Source organism: Gemelliphila sp. 1F1 (assembly GCF_056897515.1).
This window is the reverse complement of record NZ_JBXHBE010000005.1, coordinates 80,941-96,292: the sequence shown is the minus strand read 5'-3', so window position 1 is coordinate 96,292 and position 15,352 is coordinate 80,941. Positions and strand designations below refer to the sequence as shown.

The 15,352-nt window shown below is 29.4% G+C and carries 23 protein-coding genes; 7 read left to right on the top strand and 16 right to left on the bottom strand.

Annotated features, from left to right (window positions below):
* From AC1XWJ_RS05915 to AC1XWJ_RS05855, 13 genes are all read right to left on the bottom strand, one after another.
* Window positions 1-408, bottom strand: a complete 408-nt coding sequence (locus tag AC1XWJ_RS05915) for a hypothetical protein (RefSeq protein WP_483334965.1) — start codon at window positions 406-408, stop codon at window positions 1-3.
* Window positions 405-569 carry a hypothetical protein gene (locus AC1XWJ_RS05910; RefSeq protein WP_483334964.1) on the bottom strand — a complete coding sequence of 55 codons (165 nt, stop codon included), beginning with the start codon at window positions 567-569 and terminating at the stop codon, window positions 405-407. The genes AC1XWJ_RS05915 and AC1XWJ_RS05910 overlap by 4 nt, the downstream gene beginning before the upstream one ends.
* Complete coding sequence (locus AC1XWJ_RS05905; RefSeq protein WP_483334963.1) at window positions 566-973, bottom strand: RusA family crossover junction endodeoxyribonuclease; 408 nt, start codon at window positions 971-973, stop codon at window positions 566-568. Before AC1XWJ_RS05905 ends, AC1XWJ_RS05910 begins: the two co-directional genes overlap by 4 nt.
* A gap of 322 nt (window positions 974-1,295) precedes the next feature.
* Window positions 1,296-3,545: an AAA family ATPase gene (locus AC1XWJ_RS05900; protein WP_483334962.1), complete on the bottom strand. Its 2,250-nt coding sequence runs from the start codon at window positions 3,543-3,545 to the stop codon at window positions 1,296-1,298.
* Entirely contained in the window at window positions 3,535-3,783 is a 249-nt protein-coding gene (locus tag AC1XWJ_RS05895) for a hypothetical protein (RefSeq protein ID WP_483334961.1), read from the bottom strand. Before AC1XWJ_RS05895 ends, AC1XWJ_RS05900 begins: the two co-directional genes overlap by 11 nt.
* 19 nt (window positions 3,784-3,802) lie before the next feature.
* Window positions 3,803-5,386 carry a DEAD/DEAH box helicase gene (locus tag AC1XWJ_RS05890; protein ID WP_483334960.1) on the bottom strand — a complete coding sequence of 528 codons (1,584 nt, stop codon included), beginning with the start codon at window positions 5,384-5,386 and terminating at the stop codon, window positions 3,803-3,805.
* Window positions 5,387-5,388: 2 nt separating this feature from the next.
* Window positions 5,389-5,907: a DUF669 domain-containing protein gene (locus AC1XWJ_RS05885; RefSeq protein ID WP_483334959.1), complete on the bottom strand. Its 519-nt coding sequence runs from the start codon at window positions 5,905-5,907 to the stop codon at window positions 5,389-5,391.
* Between the two features lie 23 nt (window positions 5,908-5,930).
* Window positions 5,931-6,944, bottom strand: a complete 1,014-nt coding sequence (locus AC1XWJ_RS05880) for an ATP-binding protein (RefSeq protein WP_483334958.1) — start codon at window positions 6,942-6,944, stop codon at window positions 5,931-5,933.
* 2 nt (window positions 6,945-6,946) lie between these two features.
* A complete protein-coding gene (locus tag AC1XWJ_RS05875) occupies window positions 6,947-8,272 on the bottom strand; it encodes an AAA family ATPase (RefSeq protein WP_483334957.1) in 1,326 nt (441 codons plus the stop codon).
* 106 nt (window positions 8,273-8,378) lie between these two features.
* Window positions 8,379-8,573 (bottom strand): hypothetical protein, encoded by a 195-nt coding sequence (locus AC1XWJ_RS05870; protein WP_483334956.1) that lies wholly within the window; start codon window positions 8,571-8,573, stop codon window positions 8,379-8,381.
* A gap of 56 nt (window positions 8,574-8,629) precedes the next feature.
* Window positions 8,630-8,956 (bottom strand): hypothetical protein, encoded by a 327-nt coding sequence (locus AC1XWJ_RS05865; RefSeq protein ID WP_483334955.1) that lies wholly within the window; start codon window positions 8,954-8,956, stop codon window positions 8,630-8,632.
* A gap of 3 nt (window positions 8,957-8,959) precedes the next feature.
* Complete coding sequence (locus AC1XWJ_RS05860; RefSeq protein ID WP_483334954.1) at window positions 8,960-9,133, bottom strand: hypothetical protein; 174 nt, start codon at window positions 9,131-9,133, stop codon at window positions 8,960-8,962.
* Between the two features lie 2 nt (window positions 9,134-9,135).
* The gene (locus tag AC1XWJ_RS05855) at window positions 9,136-9,411 is read right to left on the bottom strand and encodes a hypothetical protein (protein WP_483334953.1); all 276 of its coding nucleotides are present in this window, start codon (window positions 9,409-9,411) and stop codon (window positions 9,136-9,138) included.
* A gap of 141 nt (window positions 9,412-9,552) precedes the next feature.
* Here AC1XWJ_RS05855 and AC1XWJ_RS05850 point away from each other — a divergent pair, with 141 nt between their 5' ends.
* A complete protein-coding gene (locus AC1XWJ_RS05850; RefSeq protein ID WP_483334952.1) occupies window positions 9,553-9,804 on the top strand; it encodes a hypothetical protein in 252 nt (83 codons plus the stop codon).
* A gap of 3 nt (window positions 9,805-9,807) precedes the next feature.
* Here AC1XWJ_RS05850 and AC1XWJ_RS05845 read toward each other — a convergent pair whose 3' ends face one another.
* Entirely contained in the window at window positions 9,808-10,050 is a 243-nt protein-coding gene (locus tag AC1XWJ_RS05845; protein WP_483334951.1) for a hypothetical protein, read from the bottom strand.
* A gap of 106 nt (window positions 10,051-10,156) precedes the next feature.
* On the opposite strand from AC1XWJ_RS05845, the gene AC1XWJ_RS05840 reads away from it, so the two are divergent.
* Window positions 10,157-10,693: a hypothetical protein gene (locus tag AC1XWJ_RS05840; RefSeq protein ID WP_483334950.1), complete on the top strand. Its 537-nt coding sequence runs from the start codon at window positions 10,157-10,159 to the stop codon at window positions 10,691-10,693.
* Here AC1XWJ_RS05840 and AC1XWJ_RS05835 read toward each other — a convergent pair.
* Together AC1XWJ_RS05835 and AC1XWJ_RS05830 are read right to left on the bottom strand one after the other, a co-directional pair.
* The gene (locus AC1XWJ_RS05835) at window positions 10,673-10,864 is read right to left on the bottom strand and encodes a hypothetical protein (protein WP_483334949.1); all 192 of its coding nucleotides are present in this window, start codon (window positions 10,862-10,864) and stop codon (window positions 10,673-10,675) included. The genes AC1XWJ_RS05840 and AC1XWJ_RS05835 overlap by 21 nt on opposite strands.
* A gap of 43 nt (window positions 10,865-10,907) precedes the next feature.
* The gene (locus tag AC1XWJ_RS05830) at window positions 10,908-11,114 is read right to left on the bottom strand and encodes a helix-turn-helix transcriptional regulator (protein WP_483334948.1); all 207 of its coding nucleotides are present in this window, start codon (window positions 11,112-11,114) and stop codon (window positions 10,908-10,910) included.
* 445 nt (window positions 11,115-11,559) lie between these two features.
* Between AC1XWJ_RS05830 and AC1XWJ_RS05825 the strand changes: the two genes are divergently transcribed.
* The 5 genes from AC1XWJ_RS05825 (at window position 11,560) to AC1XWJ_RS05805 (ending at window position 15,342) form a co-directional block, all read left to right on the top strand.
* A complete protein-coding gene (locus AC1XWJ_RS05825; protein ID WP_483334947.1) occupies window positions 11,560-11,976 on the top strand; it encodes a helix-turn-helix domain-containing protein in 417 nt (138 codons plus the stop codon).
* Between the two features lie 2 nt (window positions 11,977-11,978).
* Window positions 11,979-12,572, top strand: a complete 594-nt coding sequence (locus tag AC1XWJ_RS05820) for a type II toxin-antitoxin system PemK/MazF family toxin (protein ID WP_483334946.1) — start codon at window positions 11,979-11,981, stop codon at window positions 12,570-12,572.
* Between the two features lie 131 nt (window positions 12,573-12,703).
* Complete coding sequence (locus tag AC1XWJ_RS05815) at window positions 12,704-13,120, top strand: ImmA/IrrE family metallo-endopeptidase (protein ID WP_483334945.1); 417 nt, start codon at window positions 12,704-12,706, stop codon at window positions 13,118-13,120.
* Window positions 13,121-13,180: 60 nt separating this feature from the next.
* Window positions 13,181-13,828 (top strand): hypothetical protein, encoded by a 648-nt coding sequence (locus AC1XWJ_RS05810; RefSeq protein WP_483334944.1) that lies wholly within the window; start codon window positions 13,181-13,183, stop codon window positions 13,826-13,828.
* A gap of 152 nt (window positions 13,829-13,980) precedes the next feature.
* Window positions 13,981-15,342: an AAA family ATPase gene (locus AC1XWJ_RS05805; RefSeq protein WP_483334943.1), complete on the top strand. Its 1,362-nt coding sequence runs from the start codon at window positions 13,981-13,983 to the stop codon at window positions 15,340-15,342.
* Window positions 15,343-15,352: the final 10 nt, after the last annotated feature.

Sequence of the window (15,352 nt, the reverse complement as noted above, 5' to 3'; positions counted from 1 at the left end):
TTAATCCCTACCCAATAATCTTGCAATATACTCAGGATATGGATCTATTTCTGATAATTGCTCTATAATTTCAACAAGTTCATTTTCAACATATTCTTCATCTCTCCATACTTTTCCTTTGTTAAGCTTAGGAGAATCTTTATCAAAGGCTGGTACATAATCACAAGAATGTGCACAATCAAATCCAATTACACGATATTCTGTATCTCCAAGTTTTCCAAATTCATCGTATGTGATACCGCCGTGGCATTCAATATCTTCTGAATACTGTTCTAATTCATTATATGCTCTATTTTCTTTTGGGATAAATACATATCCGCACAAACAATCAAAATCATTTTTCCTAATCTTACAAATGTATCCATTAATCGTTTTATAAGTATCTTCAAATTTTTCCCAAGGTTTCATTTCTTGTTCTCCTCTCTTAATTTCTCTAAAACATAAGATAATACAATAGCCATCATCTTTCCATTTTTAAAAAATGTATAATCCTCTAGTATTTCAATAGCTTCTTTTAATAGATTTTCTAATCTTCTAATTTTTGATATTTTACTAAATTCTTTAGTCATTCTACCTCCCTTATCTTAATTCTAATCCCCACTACTTCACTATGATATTTTTCAAGTATCATCCTAAACACCTGTTTATCGTCCTTCCAAAAACCACTTTTAGTAAGACAGTCATTAAACAATTTTTGAATATTGTCTAAATCTGGAGTATCGACCATAGGTGTTCCGTGTTTTTTATTTTTAGTTTCTGAAAAACACCAAGTAGTTATTAGCTCGATATTACCTGTTAATGGGGTTTTAGGCTTAAAATTATGAAGTCTGCTCATAAACAATTCTCTAGCTCCACTCAACCTTTCATCTTCGTAAAAAATAGTTTTGCCATTTTTACTTTTACCCCCAACTCTTTTTTGTTGATGAGTCACAGTAGGTATTTCTTTTAGTGGAATGAAAAATTCTAATACCATAAATATTCTCCTTTTCCTAAATCGAAATAATTATTATTTATATTTTTTGAGAAACAGTGCTTTTAGAAAAAGTAGAGATAAAGGATAAAGGGGCAAGCTCATAAGCCCCTTTTCCTTTTCTCTTTTTCTTGAGAAAGAAAACCCTATATACATATACGTAGTATATGTAGTGCTTTTCTTTTCGGAAAAAGTAAGGAAAAGTATAACTTTTTCGGAAAAGAAAAAGTAAGGAAAAACAACTTTTCTTTCGGAAAAAGTAAGGAAAATTTATAACTTTTTCTTTCGGAAAACTAGAAAAACTTCTTATCTTTTCTTTTTTTCCCTAATTTTCTAACTTAACAACTATACCTTTTTCGTGGGTAAATTTATCGTGTTCATTGATATAATTCTCTACAGTTTTAGTACTTTTAACACCTAAATATTTTCTTATATCTTCTGTTTTAACTACCCCATCTATCAATAACGCACTATAAGCAGTTTCTAATTTTTCGTTGCGTTCTTTGATTAATTCTTCTTTTGTTTTTTTAGAGTTTTGAGCTTTTTTCCAATTTGGTTTATCGTCTACAAGTTTAATATCTGCTAGTATTCCAGTATTATCAACACTATGTATAGGGTAATTAAACCAACAATTTATAGGTTTGAACTTAGGAAATTCACGCAGAATACTTTCAACGCGCCAAGCAGTCCTATTTGTCAACATATTTTCTACTTCTTTTATTCTATCTATCAGTATACTTTTGGCATCTTCTTGATTTTTAAAAGCGATAGAACAATGGTTTTTCATTTTGCTTTCACTGTAAGTATCATCAATAGTTACTTTACTTGTATAATACTTATTGTTAAATCTCTCTAAAGTTGCACAGTAAACTTTTGCTAACTCTTCATTTCTTTGTTGCTCCATAAGTTCATCTGTTATCTCTAGCTCAATTAAATCTAGTAATGCGTCTGGATCGCGTGCAAATACTCCACTACCACTAGCCCTATCCATTGACTTTTTACCATTTTGAGTACCTTTAGAATGGTGATGACAATAAATAACACTACATCCAAGTTCAGTAGCTACTTTATCAAATTGATTAGTAAAGTGAGCCATTTGGTCAGCACTATTCTCATCTCCAGTTAATACCTTATATATAGGGTCAATAATAATTGCTGCAAATTTCTCTTTAACTGCTCGCCTAATCAATTTTGGAGCTAACTTATCCATTGGAACTGTCCTACCTCTTAGCGGCCACATTTGAATATTATTCCAATTACTATTACCAAATCCCATTGATTTGTATATTTCACTAAATCTATTAATACAAGAATTATGATCTAATTCTAAATTGACATACAATACCTTACCTTGAACAACGTCAAATCCTAGCCATTTACTACCTTCTGCAATAGCTACACATAACTCCATTAATGCAAAAGATTTCCCTGCCTTACTAGGACCAGCAATAAGCATTTTATGTCCTTGTCTTAACACTCCTTTTATAAGTTCTGGCGCTAAATCAGGTATATTATCTTTATAAGTTGCTAAACTTTCAAAATCTGGTAAATTATCATTTAGTTCTTCAATATATTCTTGCCACTCTTCAAATGACTCCTTACCTATATTAGTATCAATAATGAATTGTTTTTTACCGTTTCTAACAACACCAGGCATTCTACTAAACCTAGATGGATTTTTATTTTGTCTATCAACTTTTAAATCATTTTTGTCGCAAACATTATATAAATATTCCACTCTTTTTTTGTACTCTTGATAACTTGTAGCATTGATTTTAACGATCGCGTGAATACTTTTACCTCCGCTGTATACTAAACAAGCAATAGGTAATTCTAACTCACGCATAATGGCATTTTGTTTTTCGATAGAAATTCCATCACTTTCAACTAATGCATATCTATAATCAGTAATATTTGTATCATTTACATCTTTACCATCGAGTGGATTAAATCTAATATACGCACCTGCATTTGGGTTATAATCTCCTAATACCGCACCTATATCATTTTTATATTTATTTAATTCATCAATTAACTTACCCGCTGTCCTACTGAATTGACCTTTGTTCTTAGGTCTATAAATAGTCCCTTTTGATTTATCTTCAAACTCGAAAAACTCCATCAAATATCCAACATATTCATTTGGTTGGAACAGCGTTTCTAAATATCTAACAATTTCACTTGTTGGATTCCACGATTTAGGTTCGGTAATTTCTTTACCTTGTATCCAAGTTTTATCGACAAATTTATAATTTGCATCATAAGTAATAGTACTATCCCAATCAAGTTCAACATCTTCTAAATTAGAAACAGGTTGATATCCATGTTCACAAGCTAAATGGTAAATAGTTCCTCCAGTTACTTTAGATAAATTACTCTTATTAAAACCAATCCACTTGCGTTCACATTCTCCAGGAACATATCTACTACTATCAGATTGCGACCATAAGTCCCAATCAGACACTGTATAGCCTTCTTCTTTAAGTGCCATACCAACATTTACCCATTCTTGATAATCTAAAAGTGAAGGATTAATATATTTAAGAAGATTAATTAAATCTTGTTTATTCTCCATTTTTTATTATCTCCGTTCCTAGAATTTTTTTATCTTCTTCATACACACCTATTGACATTTCTACAATATTGATGTATCCTGTGTATGTAGATTTGTTTAATTGACAAACGTACTTACCAACAAATTCAAGTGCGTTTTTCTTTGTCTTAAATACAGCAAGTGTATTAAGAGGGGATAAGTTAGGGTTATTGTCACAAACAACCCATACTTTATCTCCTTTTTTTAATTTTTCATTCATCTAAAATCACTCCTTTTAATTATTCTGGTATATATTCACTTGGATTAACACCTCTTGGAACTCTCCAACCATTTGCTGCAATTCTACTAATCATATTGCTTGCACTATCAAAAGTCCAAAGACCTACTTTTTTAAATCCATATCTTTCTAGTAATCTTATTTGTTTAGGTCGGCAAAGACCTTCGTTTTGTCTCTTATTAAGTCTATCCAATAATAAAGCAGCTTTCCCTGCATTACTTACTTCTTCGGCAAATATTCCAAATTTCTCTAATGTATCTATCTGTTTTTTACTTGCGGGTTGCATTTCCCATCCAAATGATGGCACATATCCTGTTAAATCTTCGGCATCAATACTCATTTCGAATTGAAGTGGGTCTACTAATGCACGTTTTTTCTTGCGCATTTTTTCAAGTTCTTTTTTCAAACTTTCTTCTCTATCTTTAATCACTTCTTTTTCTGATACTTCTAATTCGTCAAGAATATCAAATGCCATATCAGTTACTTCTTCTAATCTTTCCGTCATTTTTTTAGTAACTTCTGGAGAATCAGAAACCAGATAAGCAGGTCTGCATAATTCATGTTTTTCGACGTGCCATAGAAAATCTAGCAATAATAAATCTTGTTTATTATGTGCTAATCTTGTGCCACGCCCTACCATTTGTGTATATAGTCCTCTACTTTTAGTAGGTCTAAGCACGATTACACAATCAACACTAGGGCAATCCCAACCCTCTGTTAGCAACATAGAATTACACAATACATTGTATTTTCCATTATCAAAATCTTTTAAAATTTCTGATCTATCTTCACTTTCGCCGTTTACTTCTGCAGCTTTAAATCCTTTTTTTATCAAAATATCTCTAAACTTCTTGCTGGTAGAAACTAACGGCAAGAATACTACTGTTTTTCTATTTAAACAATGCTTTTTCATTTCATCAGCTATTTGTTCTAAATATGGGTCTAACGCACTAGATACTTCACTTGCTTTAAAATCCCCTGCACTCATTGATACATTACTCAAATCAAGTGTTAATGGTATAGTTAGTGCTTTTATCGGACTTAAATACCCTTCTTTTATCGCCTTGATAATAGTATATTGGTATGCTAATGTTTCAAAAACAGTACCTAAGTTTTTCTTATCTGCTCTATCTGCAGTAGCGGTAACTCCTAGCACTTTACTTTCATCAAAATAATCTAATATTTGAGTATATCCATTAGATACTGCGTGATGTGCTTCATCTATAACAATAACGTCATAATAGTTTTTATCGTATTGTTTAAGACGTTTTTCTCTCTGCAAAGTCTGCACACTACCAACCGTTACCCTAAACCAACTATCTTTTGCGGTACTTTCTGCTTTTTCTAATGCACTACCTATACCAGTTGCTTTCAACAACTTATCTGACGCTTGTTCAAGCAATTCTGCTCTATGTGCTAATACTAAAACTCGTTTACCTTGTTTTACTAGTTCTTCAATTATTTTTGAGAAAACAATAGTCTTACCGCACCCAGTGGGTAGGACTAAGAGAGTTTTACGAACTCCCTTGTCCCATTCACTAAATACATCTAACATTGCTTCTGTTTGATAGGGTCTAAGTTTCATAATTAATTACCTTTGAACTCACCAAAGTTAAAACCGCCACTAAATCCTGATTTTTCTTCTGGGAAACTACCTTGCACAACTTTTTCAGTATTATCATTGTTATTATTTGTTACATCTTCTTTATAAATATAAGCGTCTATTCTGTTAGTTTCTCCAATATTTCCATCTTTTTTGTCATATTCTTCAATTTTTATCTTACAACGACCTGTCTTTCCATAAATAGCTTGCCAATCCATTTTTAATGATTCATTTTTCTTTTTAAGACCTAACGCTCCAAAGAAACTAGATAACTTCCATTCGGCACTTTTAACTAATGTTAAATTATCGAAAACAGTTGTTGATACATTTCCATCAGTAACTTTTAATGTAAGTTTTGCCATTTTATTACCATTTTTAGAAAGTTTCCTTTCAAACTTCTCGACTGTAAAATCGTACTCTCCTGGATCTAATAAAGTAAAACTACTACCATCTTCTAAAATTTCGCTATCCCAATCTAATTCTATTTCATTAATATTTGTCATTTTTTTATTCTCCTATCTATAATTTATAAATTTTTAATTTCTTGAAGTGCTACACTCCAATTTGCTTCCATATATTTTAAATACTCATCTGGATAATTCTCAATCGGCATCTCCACTGGTGCAATATTTTTGCTTGCGGTAAGTTTTTGAATATCCAAAATAGTAACATTATCTTTTTGCATTAAGTCCCACAAACCTTGTGGCATATTGCTAGGTTTTTCTTCTTCTGTAAAAGGGTTGACCATATTTTCTACATCTTCTACAATAATATCTTCAAAAACTTCTTCTACCTTTTGTTTCGTTTTTTGTTTTAGTTCGTTATCAGAATTACTATTATTGAATATATGTGCTATTTCGTTATAATCTAATTTAATTACATCAGGCAATCCGTGACGATTTTTTGCGTCCCAAGATGGATGGTGTGTTGTATATAACATTCTTTCTCCACCTTGTGCTTTCTTCTTATTTTCACTAGATACTATTATTGTTTTATAATTAGCGAACAAAACCATATCCGCCCATTCCTTAATTAATGGAGAGGTTTGTTTTCCAAGCTTTAATTCCCATCTATCGTAAGCGCCCATTTCATCAGGTTGTTCAAATCGTTTAATTTGTGAATGTGCTGTTAGTACAACGTTTATACCTACTTCTATTATGTCTTGTAGTAAATTCAAAACTTTTCCCATTTCCTCTTTTAGATAGGTATATCCTTTTCCATATCCAAATTCTTCTATACCTGTTTTTTTATATTTTGCACAAATATTTTCAATGACTAAAGCTTCTGCCCAGTCAATAGTATCTATAATCAACGTCTTACAACATGTTGGATTAGATTTAACCCATATTAATTGTTGTTTTAACATTTCATAGCTAGTAGGTTTTTCTAATCTTGATACATCCATGTTGTCAGTAGACCCTTCTGTGTCTATAAACAAAGGATCTGGAAAATTTGCAGCAAAAGTAGATTTACCTATACCTTCTACTCCATACAATACTACTCTTTGAGCTCTTGCTCTTTTACCTTTTATAATTTGCATAATTAAAATCCTCCTTCCCAATTAAAATTATTTTCTTGATCTTTAGACGGCGAAAATTTTCCCTCTGCTATTTCTTCACTTGGATTTTTAAATTCTTTAACATATCCATCTTCAATAATAATTGAGCATTCATCGCCAGTTGATACTCTCGTTGCGATTGCTTGTAAATCTTCTTTAATTAGCCACTCGTTAAATTCTTTTAATGTATCATTATCCATTTGTTCTAGTTTATCGATAAGCACAAATTGACAATCTGGTTTTAGTTTTCTAACAATCGCAGTAGACACTTTTAATTGTTCACTACCGCTCATATTATCCCAACGTTGCCCGTTGTATATTAAATTACCATCTTCAACAGACAATCCAGGTAAAGGTAAATCTGCATTAGTAAGTAAGTCTACTTTCGCTTTTCTAACATCTTCTATTTTTTCAGTAAGTTCATCATAATCTTGTTTATATTTATCCGCATCTTCTTCCGCTTTTTCTCTATCTTTATTCGCTCGAACTTTCCTATTTATTTCTTCTGTATTTTTTAAGTTAAGTTCAAGTTCTTCTGTGCTTTCATCAACTAAATCTTTGATATCAGTATTTGCAATATCTAAATCATCTAATACCCTATCATATTCAAGTTGCGTTTTTTCTAGTTCTTCTTTTAAACTATTAATTTTATTAGATAAAAATATACTTTCCTTTGTTAATTGTGCTACTTTGTCTCTTTTACGTTGATTTTCTCCGTTTCTAGCAAGTATTTCTTGTTGTGCTTTAATTAGATCACTTGCGTTAATATACTCTTGTGGTACATCATCATAAAAAGGTTGTTCTGCGGCAAATTTCTTCTTTTGGTCTGCGATACGTCCGATTGCTTGACGTTCATTGTATAATTCTTTTTCTTCAATTTCTAATCTAGCTAACTCTTCTCCTACGCCTATAATTTGTAGTAATATTTTAGCTTTTTCATTATCTTTACTTTCAATAAATTTAGGTAAATTAATGGCTAATTCTTCAATAAAACTATCCAATAATGCTTGACCTTGTTTATTGCCATTTAAATCAGTAACTTTAAGTGTACTATTAGTGCCTTTTCTTTCCACTTTCAATCCATTAGATAAAGTAATATTAATAGTAGGTGGAATTACACTACCATCTCTTTTAGCTTTAGATGGTTTCATTTTGTTTCCGCCTAATGCCCAAGCGATACTGTCTAGTATACTTGTCTTACCTTGCCCATTCCTACCACCAACAATAGTTAATCCTTTATCATTAGGATTTATTTCTACAGCTTTTATCCTTTTGACGTTCTCTGCTTGAAAACTTACTATTTTTACCATAATTTTCTCCTTTTATTTTTTAACTCTTTCAATTTAGTAAATGGAGCTACACTATTACATTTATTTTTCCTAAATATTATTTCTTTAGTGTTGTTGCATTTTCCCATTAACTACTTACCTCCGGTTTTATTGATTCAGCTAATATTCTAATTTCGTATATAATAAATGCTACACATTCATCTATGAATTTTATATGTTTTATTATTTTTCCTTGACTTTCTAATTCTCCAATATGCTCATTAATCACATCATCTAAATTATTTATTGATTGTACTTTTCTTACTCGAGTTAGTGGTTCCATTTATTTCCTCCTTGTGATATAATTTAATTAATCTTTTATTTTAGTGACTGACTTGTTCAGTTGCTTTTTATTTTATTTGTAAAATCTACATAACCGCGCTTTCCATGTCTTATTTTTGATTTAATATTTTGTTGAGTTACGTTAAATTTCCTACTAAGAATATCTATAACTTCATCTGTAAATCCGTGCCACATCGTGATGATGAATAAGAATATATATGCTGGTAAAACTCCATCAGGATTTTGTCTTAATTTAAGGTCAAATATCCGTTGCTTGACATCCTCTTTAGATTTATTCAATTTCTTAGCTAATTCGCTAACTGTGTAAAACTCCCAACATTTATATAAATAGATATCTTCTTCAATAGTCCAATTATTCTCCACTATTTAAAAAAGCCTCCCGTATCTTTCGTCAAACAACGATGCTATTACTATAAGCGGTATGATTGCTATTGAAACAATATCTTTCCACCCCGCACTAGTCCATAATATTGCACAAACTACAGTTGTTAAAATGGCAATATAAATCGCATTTAATTTCTGTTTTTTTAATTTTTTCATTACTATACCTCCTTTAACTTTTCCAAAACTTCGTAAACTTCTTGAATGTCATATAACCAACTCCCACCTTTTCGGACTCTCCTAAGACCATGCATTCTCCACTTCTCTATTTCTCTAATATGAGTATTAAAAAACTTCATAAGCTCATTTTGATTAAGGTACCTTTTAAAAGGCATTTGTTCTTCTTTGACTTGTTGAACTGCTTTTCTATTAAGTTCTAACAATTCTTCAAAAATTTGTTGTTTATATTCTTCAGTTAGAACAACTGAAATGCTCATTGTTCTCATCTCCTTTTATTAACTTCATTGTAAGCATCATAACGTGCTTTTCTCGTTTTTAAATAATTAATAATATGTGTGAAATCTCTCATAACCTATCCTTTCTATATGATATAATTACCTCAAAGGAGGTGAATTATAATGCCAAAAATAAAAGTAACATTCTCTGACGGTACAGAGGTTATTTTTCACGAAGAACAAGCTTTTAGAACCATTATTTACAACAATAAACAAGCTGTTCTTGGTGATGCTTTTACTTTATGGAGCCATTCCGAATCAGGATTAATTCCTAGCTTTTTAACAATGTTAACTAATGGTCTATATTTTTTTGATATAGAAAATCCTGATATAGTATATTCTGTTCAATCCGTAGTAAAAATTACAGAAATATAAAATTTAAATTTTTTGGCTCAAAGCAAGTCTAGTGATTTGTTTTCGAGCCTCTTTTTTTATCTCAGTTGCAACAGAGTCAAGCGGCATATTTTTATCAAGGTACCACATTGCTTCATCATATGTATTACTATTTTTTAATGCTTCATCTATTAAATATTTAATTAAATTATCAATTTTTTCTTCCATAGTTTCCTCCTCAAGCGGTGTAATTCCTAAACTCATAAATCTATCGCGGTTTATTTTCAACTCCTCATCTCATTAGTTTAAATTTGTGTTGTTTTTTAGCATTAATAATTGTTATAATATCCTTACTAATAGAAATATTAGAATCTATAGAAAGGAGATTAACAATGTGAGTACAGAAAATATATTATCTTTAATATCTATAATATCTAGTTTACTTTTAAGTGGAGTTAGTTTATGGATTGCACTATCTAGTTTAAGACTAACTAAGAAATCTATAGAAGATGCAAATAGACCTTACATAACTATATTTTACGAGCGTGTAGAGATTACAAAAATCACAACTCATTTTCTAGTAATTAAAAATTTTGGAAAGAGTGGGGCTGTTATAAAAAACATATCTTTTTACCCCGATATCGAAGATAACTTATTGGTATCAGACCAACCTTTTTGCAATTACCAAAACGTATATATCGCTCCCAATCAATCTTTTACAAGCAGTTTATCTAGTAATAAGACTTCTCTGCAAAATGTAATTTGCACTATAGAATATGAATATATGGATAAAGTATATAAAGAGCAAACTAATTTAAATTTTGCATCTTATACTAGAAACAATCACTCAACTCCAGTTCCGCCAAAAAGTATAGAGTTACCTGAAATACTTTCTAGAATTGCTGCTGAATTATTCCGCAGGAACTTCTAATTTACAATTATCTCTTATATATATCGGTAAAACACTCATAATACGTTGCATATCTATAAGAGATAAGTCATATTTTTGAAAAACTAAACATACCTCTTTTATAATTTCTTTTTCTGTATCTCCATTTAAATAAGTGTGCGTAATAGCATCTTCTCCTTGAAAATACCACATAAATTTCACCTCCTTAATTTAAATTTATTTTTTGTTATCAAATTTAATTTGATTTATTTTCTAAAAAAATTATATTATCCAAAGGATAATTATATATTTCTGACAATTGTCTTGCTTGATTTACACTAGGTTCTGTTTCGTTTTTTTCCCAACTAACAAGAGTATTTTTACTAATTTTCATAAGTTTCGCTACTACATCTTGTGTTAAATTAGCATTAACTCGTGCTGCTTTTAATGTTATTTTTGTCATTATACCACCCTCCTCGTAGATATTTTCTATGATTAAAAGAAGCTAATTATTACGTAAATAATAGCAACAATTAAAGCCACTATACTAATTGACTTGGCTACTATATTTATAGTAAGTTTATTTTCTTTTTTCATATGTTGACTTAAGACTTGAATTAATATATAATCTAGGTAGGAGTTAAACTCCTACAACTAGATAAACAAACAATCTTATTAATATTATTATTTTTAATATTTTGGTTAAGATTGATTCTATTAACTCAAGCTGGTCGTTAATGTGCTTGAGTTTTTTTATTTTATCTTTCAAGTCTATCCTCCTTTCTTAACTTTGTATCTTTATTATAAATCAAATTTAATTTGATGTCAATACTTTTTTCAAAAAAAAATTGATTTTTAGTATTGATATTTAAATTTTTTTTTGATAATATATAGAAGAGGTGATAATTATGAAAGACAATAGACAAAAAGAAATTTTTAGCTCCAATCTAAAACGTTTGGTAGAGAGAAGCAACCTACCTCAAAATGAAATCGCAAAAAGAATAGGCGTATCACCTCAGACGTTCAACACTTGGACACAAGGAATTGCTATTCCAAGAATGGGGAAAATACAAACATTAGCAGATTATTTTAACATAGAAAAGTCCGACTTAATAGAAGAAAAAAACTCAAACCAAGAATCCGACATAAGTATTCAATTAGAAAAAATGATGTCTGAACTGGCAGAACAGAAACAAGCGTTAATGTTTAAAGGTCAACTTTTAGATGATGAAACAAAAGAAGCTGTTTTAATGTCAATGCAACAAGCTATGAAAATTGTTGAATTATCTCTTAGGGAGAAACAGGAGGATGATAAGGGGGAATAAAAATGACTGGAGTTTATGAATATGGAACTATAGTAATGGTAGATTTTGGAGATACTAAAGGTTATGAATTTAGAGGGAAACATTTTGCCATAACAGTTGGTAAAAAAGATAACTCGAATTCAAAAAACATAACCGTACTTCCTTTAACATCAAAGAACAAAAAAGGAAAACATTTGTACATTGGTTATTCTGTTATATCTTCTTTGATATCAAATGTATTTGAGGACTTTCTTAATATGATGGCTTTTAGAAGATTAATTTATTTTTTAGATAAAAATCATAAAATAGGAGAAATAATTCCTATTTATGATGAACTATTAAACAAATACATATTGTCAAAAAATAAGCTATTAATAAAAGTTAATAGCGAATTAATTAACAATTGGATTGATGAAGACTACAAAAAATATAGAGAAATTATGGAATGGTACAAAAAATATAATAAACAATCGTATGTTAGATTAGATTCTATAAGAAGTATTGATAAAAGAAGAATATTGGATAAAGTAAACTCATTAGACCCTATTAATTCAACTGTACTACCAATAGAATATCAAAACAAAATTAAAAAAGAATTAAATAAAGAATATTGCTAAACATAAGGTGAAAATGATATAATAGTTTTGTAGCCGGGCGTAGAGCGGCATAAAATATATCCGGAATATTTATAGACACCTTTTTTATAGGTGTCTTTTTTTTACTAAAATAACAGAAAGGAGTAACTAATTTGAAACTTGCTAAAGAATTAATCAAAGAACATCAAACAAGTAATCCTTTTGAAATAGCACACGCTTTGAATATTAAAATCATATATTCAAAATTATTAAATGTAGCTGGCTTCTATCACACTATTGGAAATTTTAAGTTTATACATATCAATAGTGAGTTACCTTATCACGAGCAATTATATGCTTGTGCTCACGAATTAGGACATTATATGCTACATAACGATTATAATATTCATTTTTTAAAACATAACACATACTACAACACACAAAAATATGAAAATGAAGCTGACTTATTCGCTAGTTATTTTATAATTAGTGATGATGAGTTAAAAGAAATAAACCACATTCCTACTATTGCAATTAACTATAATTTAGATTATAGAATATGTGAAGAACGAATGAGGTATTTAAGATAGCACTAGCTATCTATTATGTTCAAAAGAACGCCAAAATAAAAATTTAAAGGAGATTTTATTATGAAAAAATCTAAATTAATTATAGGAACAGCTTTATCTTTAGGGCTATTATCAAGCCCATTGTACTCTAATGTTAGCGTTGATAAAACTGCATTTGCCGTACAAAGCAATGATTATGAGAATATTTACAACAGATATGTTGATAAAGTTCATGAAAAAGCTAAAGTATTAGTTAAAGAATACTTAGAAGAAGTAAAACCTAATGCTAGTACAGAAGAAAAAGCTGAATTAGCTGTCAAAAAAATTTTTGATTTAGCCGAAGTAACTACTGAAGGTGTATTTGAAATGGCATTAGTTAGTGGCGATCCAGTAGCAGACCTTGAAGAAGGTTCGTTGTACAATCAATGGTCTACAAAATTATTAAATTACTATGAAAATGAAGGAGATAAAATATTTGATGCTTATTTAAATGAAGCTATGAATAATAACGGTATTATTGATGACAACACTAATATAAACTCGTCATCTGATACCCCTTCAACAAACCCTAACGATATCAGTACTGCTAATGCAAACAAAATAAGTAACGAAGATAAAACTAATGTAGCACCAAAATCAGAAAACAAAAAATCTAAAGTAGAAAATAAAAAAGTTAATAATATGAAAACATCTACTAAAGCATTACCAAAAACAAGTGCAGTTAAATAACATCCCTGATACAATCAATATAATAGTTAAAAAAATAAAAACCACTACACTCCTGTTTGGCGACATAGTGTAATGGTTAAGATTGAAAAATTTTCTAATGAAAACTCTCTTTTATTATAGCATAAATAAATTTTTAATAAAAGGAGTAAATGATGTCTTTTTTCGCTAAAAAATTATATATTAAAAAATTTAGAAAAATCGAAGATCAAGAACTGACTTTAGGGAGAAGAATAAATGTAATATCCGGACAAAACAGTATAGGAAAATCAAATATGATGGCTTTAATTGCAGCTAACTTTGGAACAAAAACCAAAAGATTTTCTTCTGGAAATTTTCACCCTCTCTTCGATGATTTTTTTACTATCTCTGAAAACGAAAGTTATAAAGACTATGAAACACATTTAGAAATAGGTCATGATAACTCTAATGTTATAATAAGTAAGAGACAGAGTTTTAAAAATGATACTAAGGGAAATAGAGCAATAAGATTAATTCCTAGAAATTCTACATATTTTTATAATGATGAATATACTGTAAAAGAAGTTAATGAATTTATTAAAGAAAAATACAATATAGGACCAGATGCTAGAATACCAATACCTACTATTATTTCTACATTATCTAGGTTATATCCTGTTGGTGAAACAACAATAACTAAAAAAGTTATGCGAAAAGAAAATAATCTTAAAGTGAAAGATAAATTTATAGAATATTATAATTTTGTACTCCCTAATTCCATTGATTATAAAGCAGAAAGTATAAAATTAATGGAGAAATCTGTAACAAAGAAAAATAATATTTATACTGATTTAAAATTCGGTAACGAAGAAACCCAATCGGTCGGACAAGATAGTTTAGGTAATATAGTAACTGCATTAACAGATTTTTATAACTTAAAAATATCTGATCCTAAGGGATATCAAGGTGGAATTCTTTGTATAGATGAGTTAGATTCTTCTCTAAATCCCAGTGCACAGGTTAACATATTAGATCTTTTAAAAGAAGCATCTAATGAATTAAATTTACAAATTTTCATCACTACACACTCTTTAACTATTTTAAAAAAAATAATTGATATGGAAAATGAAAATTCTAATGATTATAGATTAGCGTATCTAATCGATTACAATAACCCTAGATTTCAAAAGTATAACGATTATATAAGTTTGAAAGCAGATTTATTTGATAAAATAAATGTATATAAACCTCTCCCAAAGATATATTGCGAGGATGATTTCACATATTTTATATTTAAAACATTAGCTGCAACTGTTAAAGATATTTTAAAAAAAGATTTTCCTAAATATGAAATAATACCGATTCATTTAGGATGTGATAATTTAAAGGAACTCCCTAAGAAAGACTCGTATTTCGGACAAGTTATCATAGTTCTAGACGGTGATTCCAGAACTAAAACAAATGTAATTTTTTACACAAATATATTAATAATAACAGTATTGGTTGTCAATCTCAAAAGATTAATAAAAATTTCATATATTTGCCTAAGTTCTTAGCACCAGAATC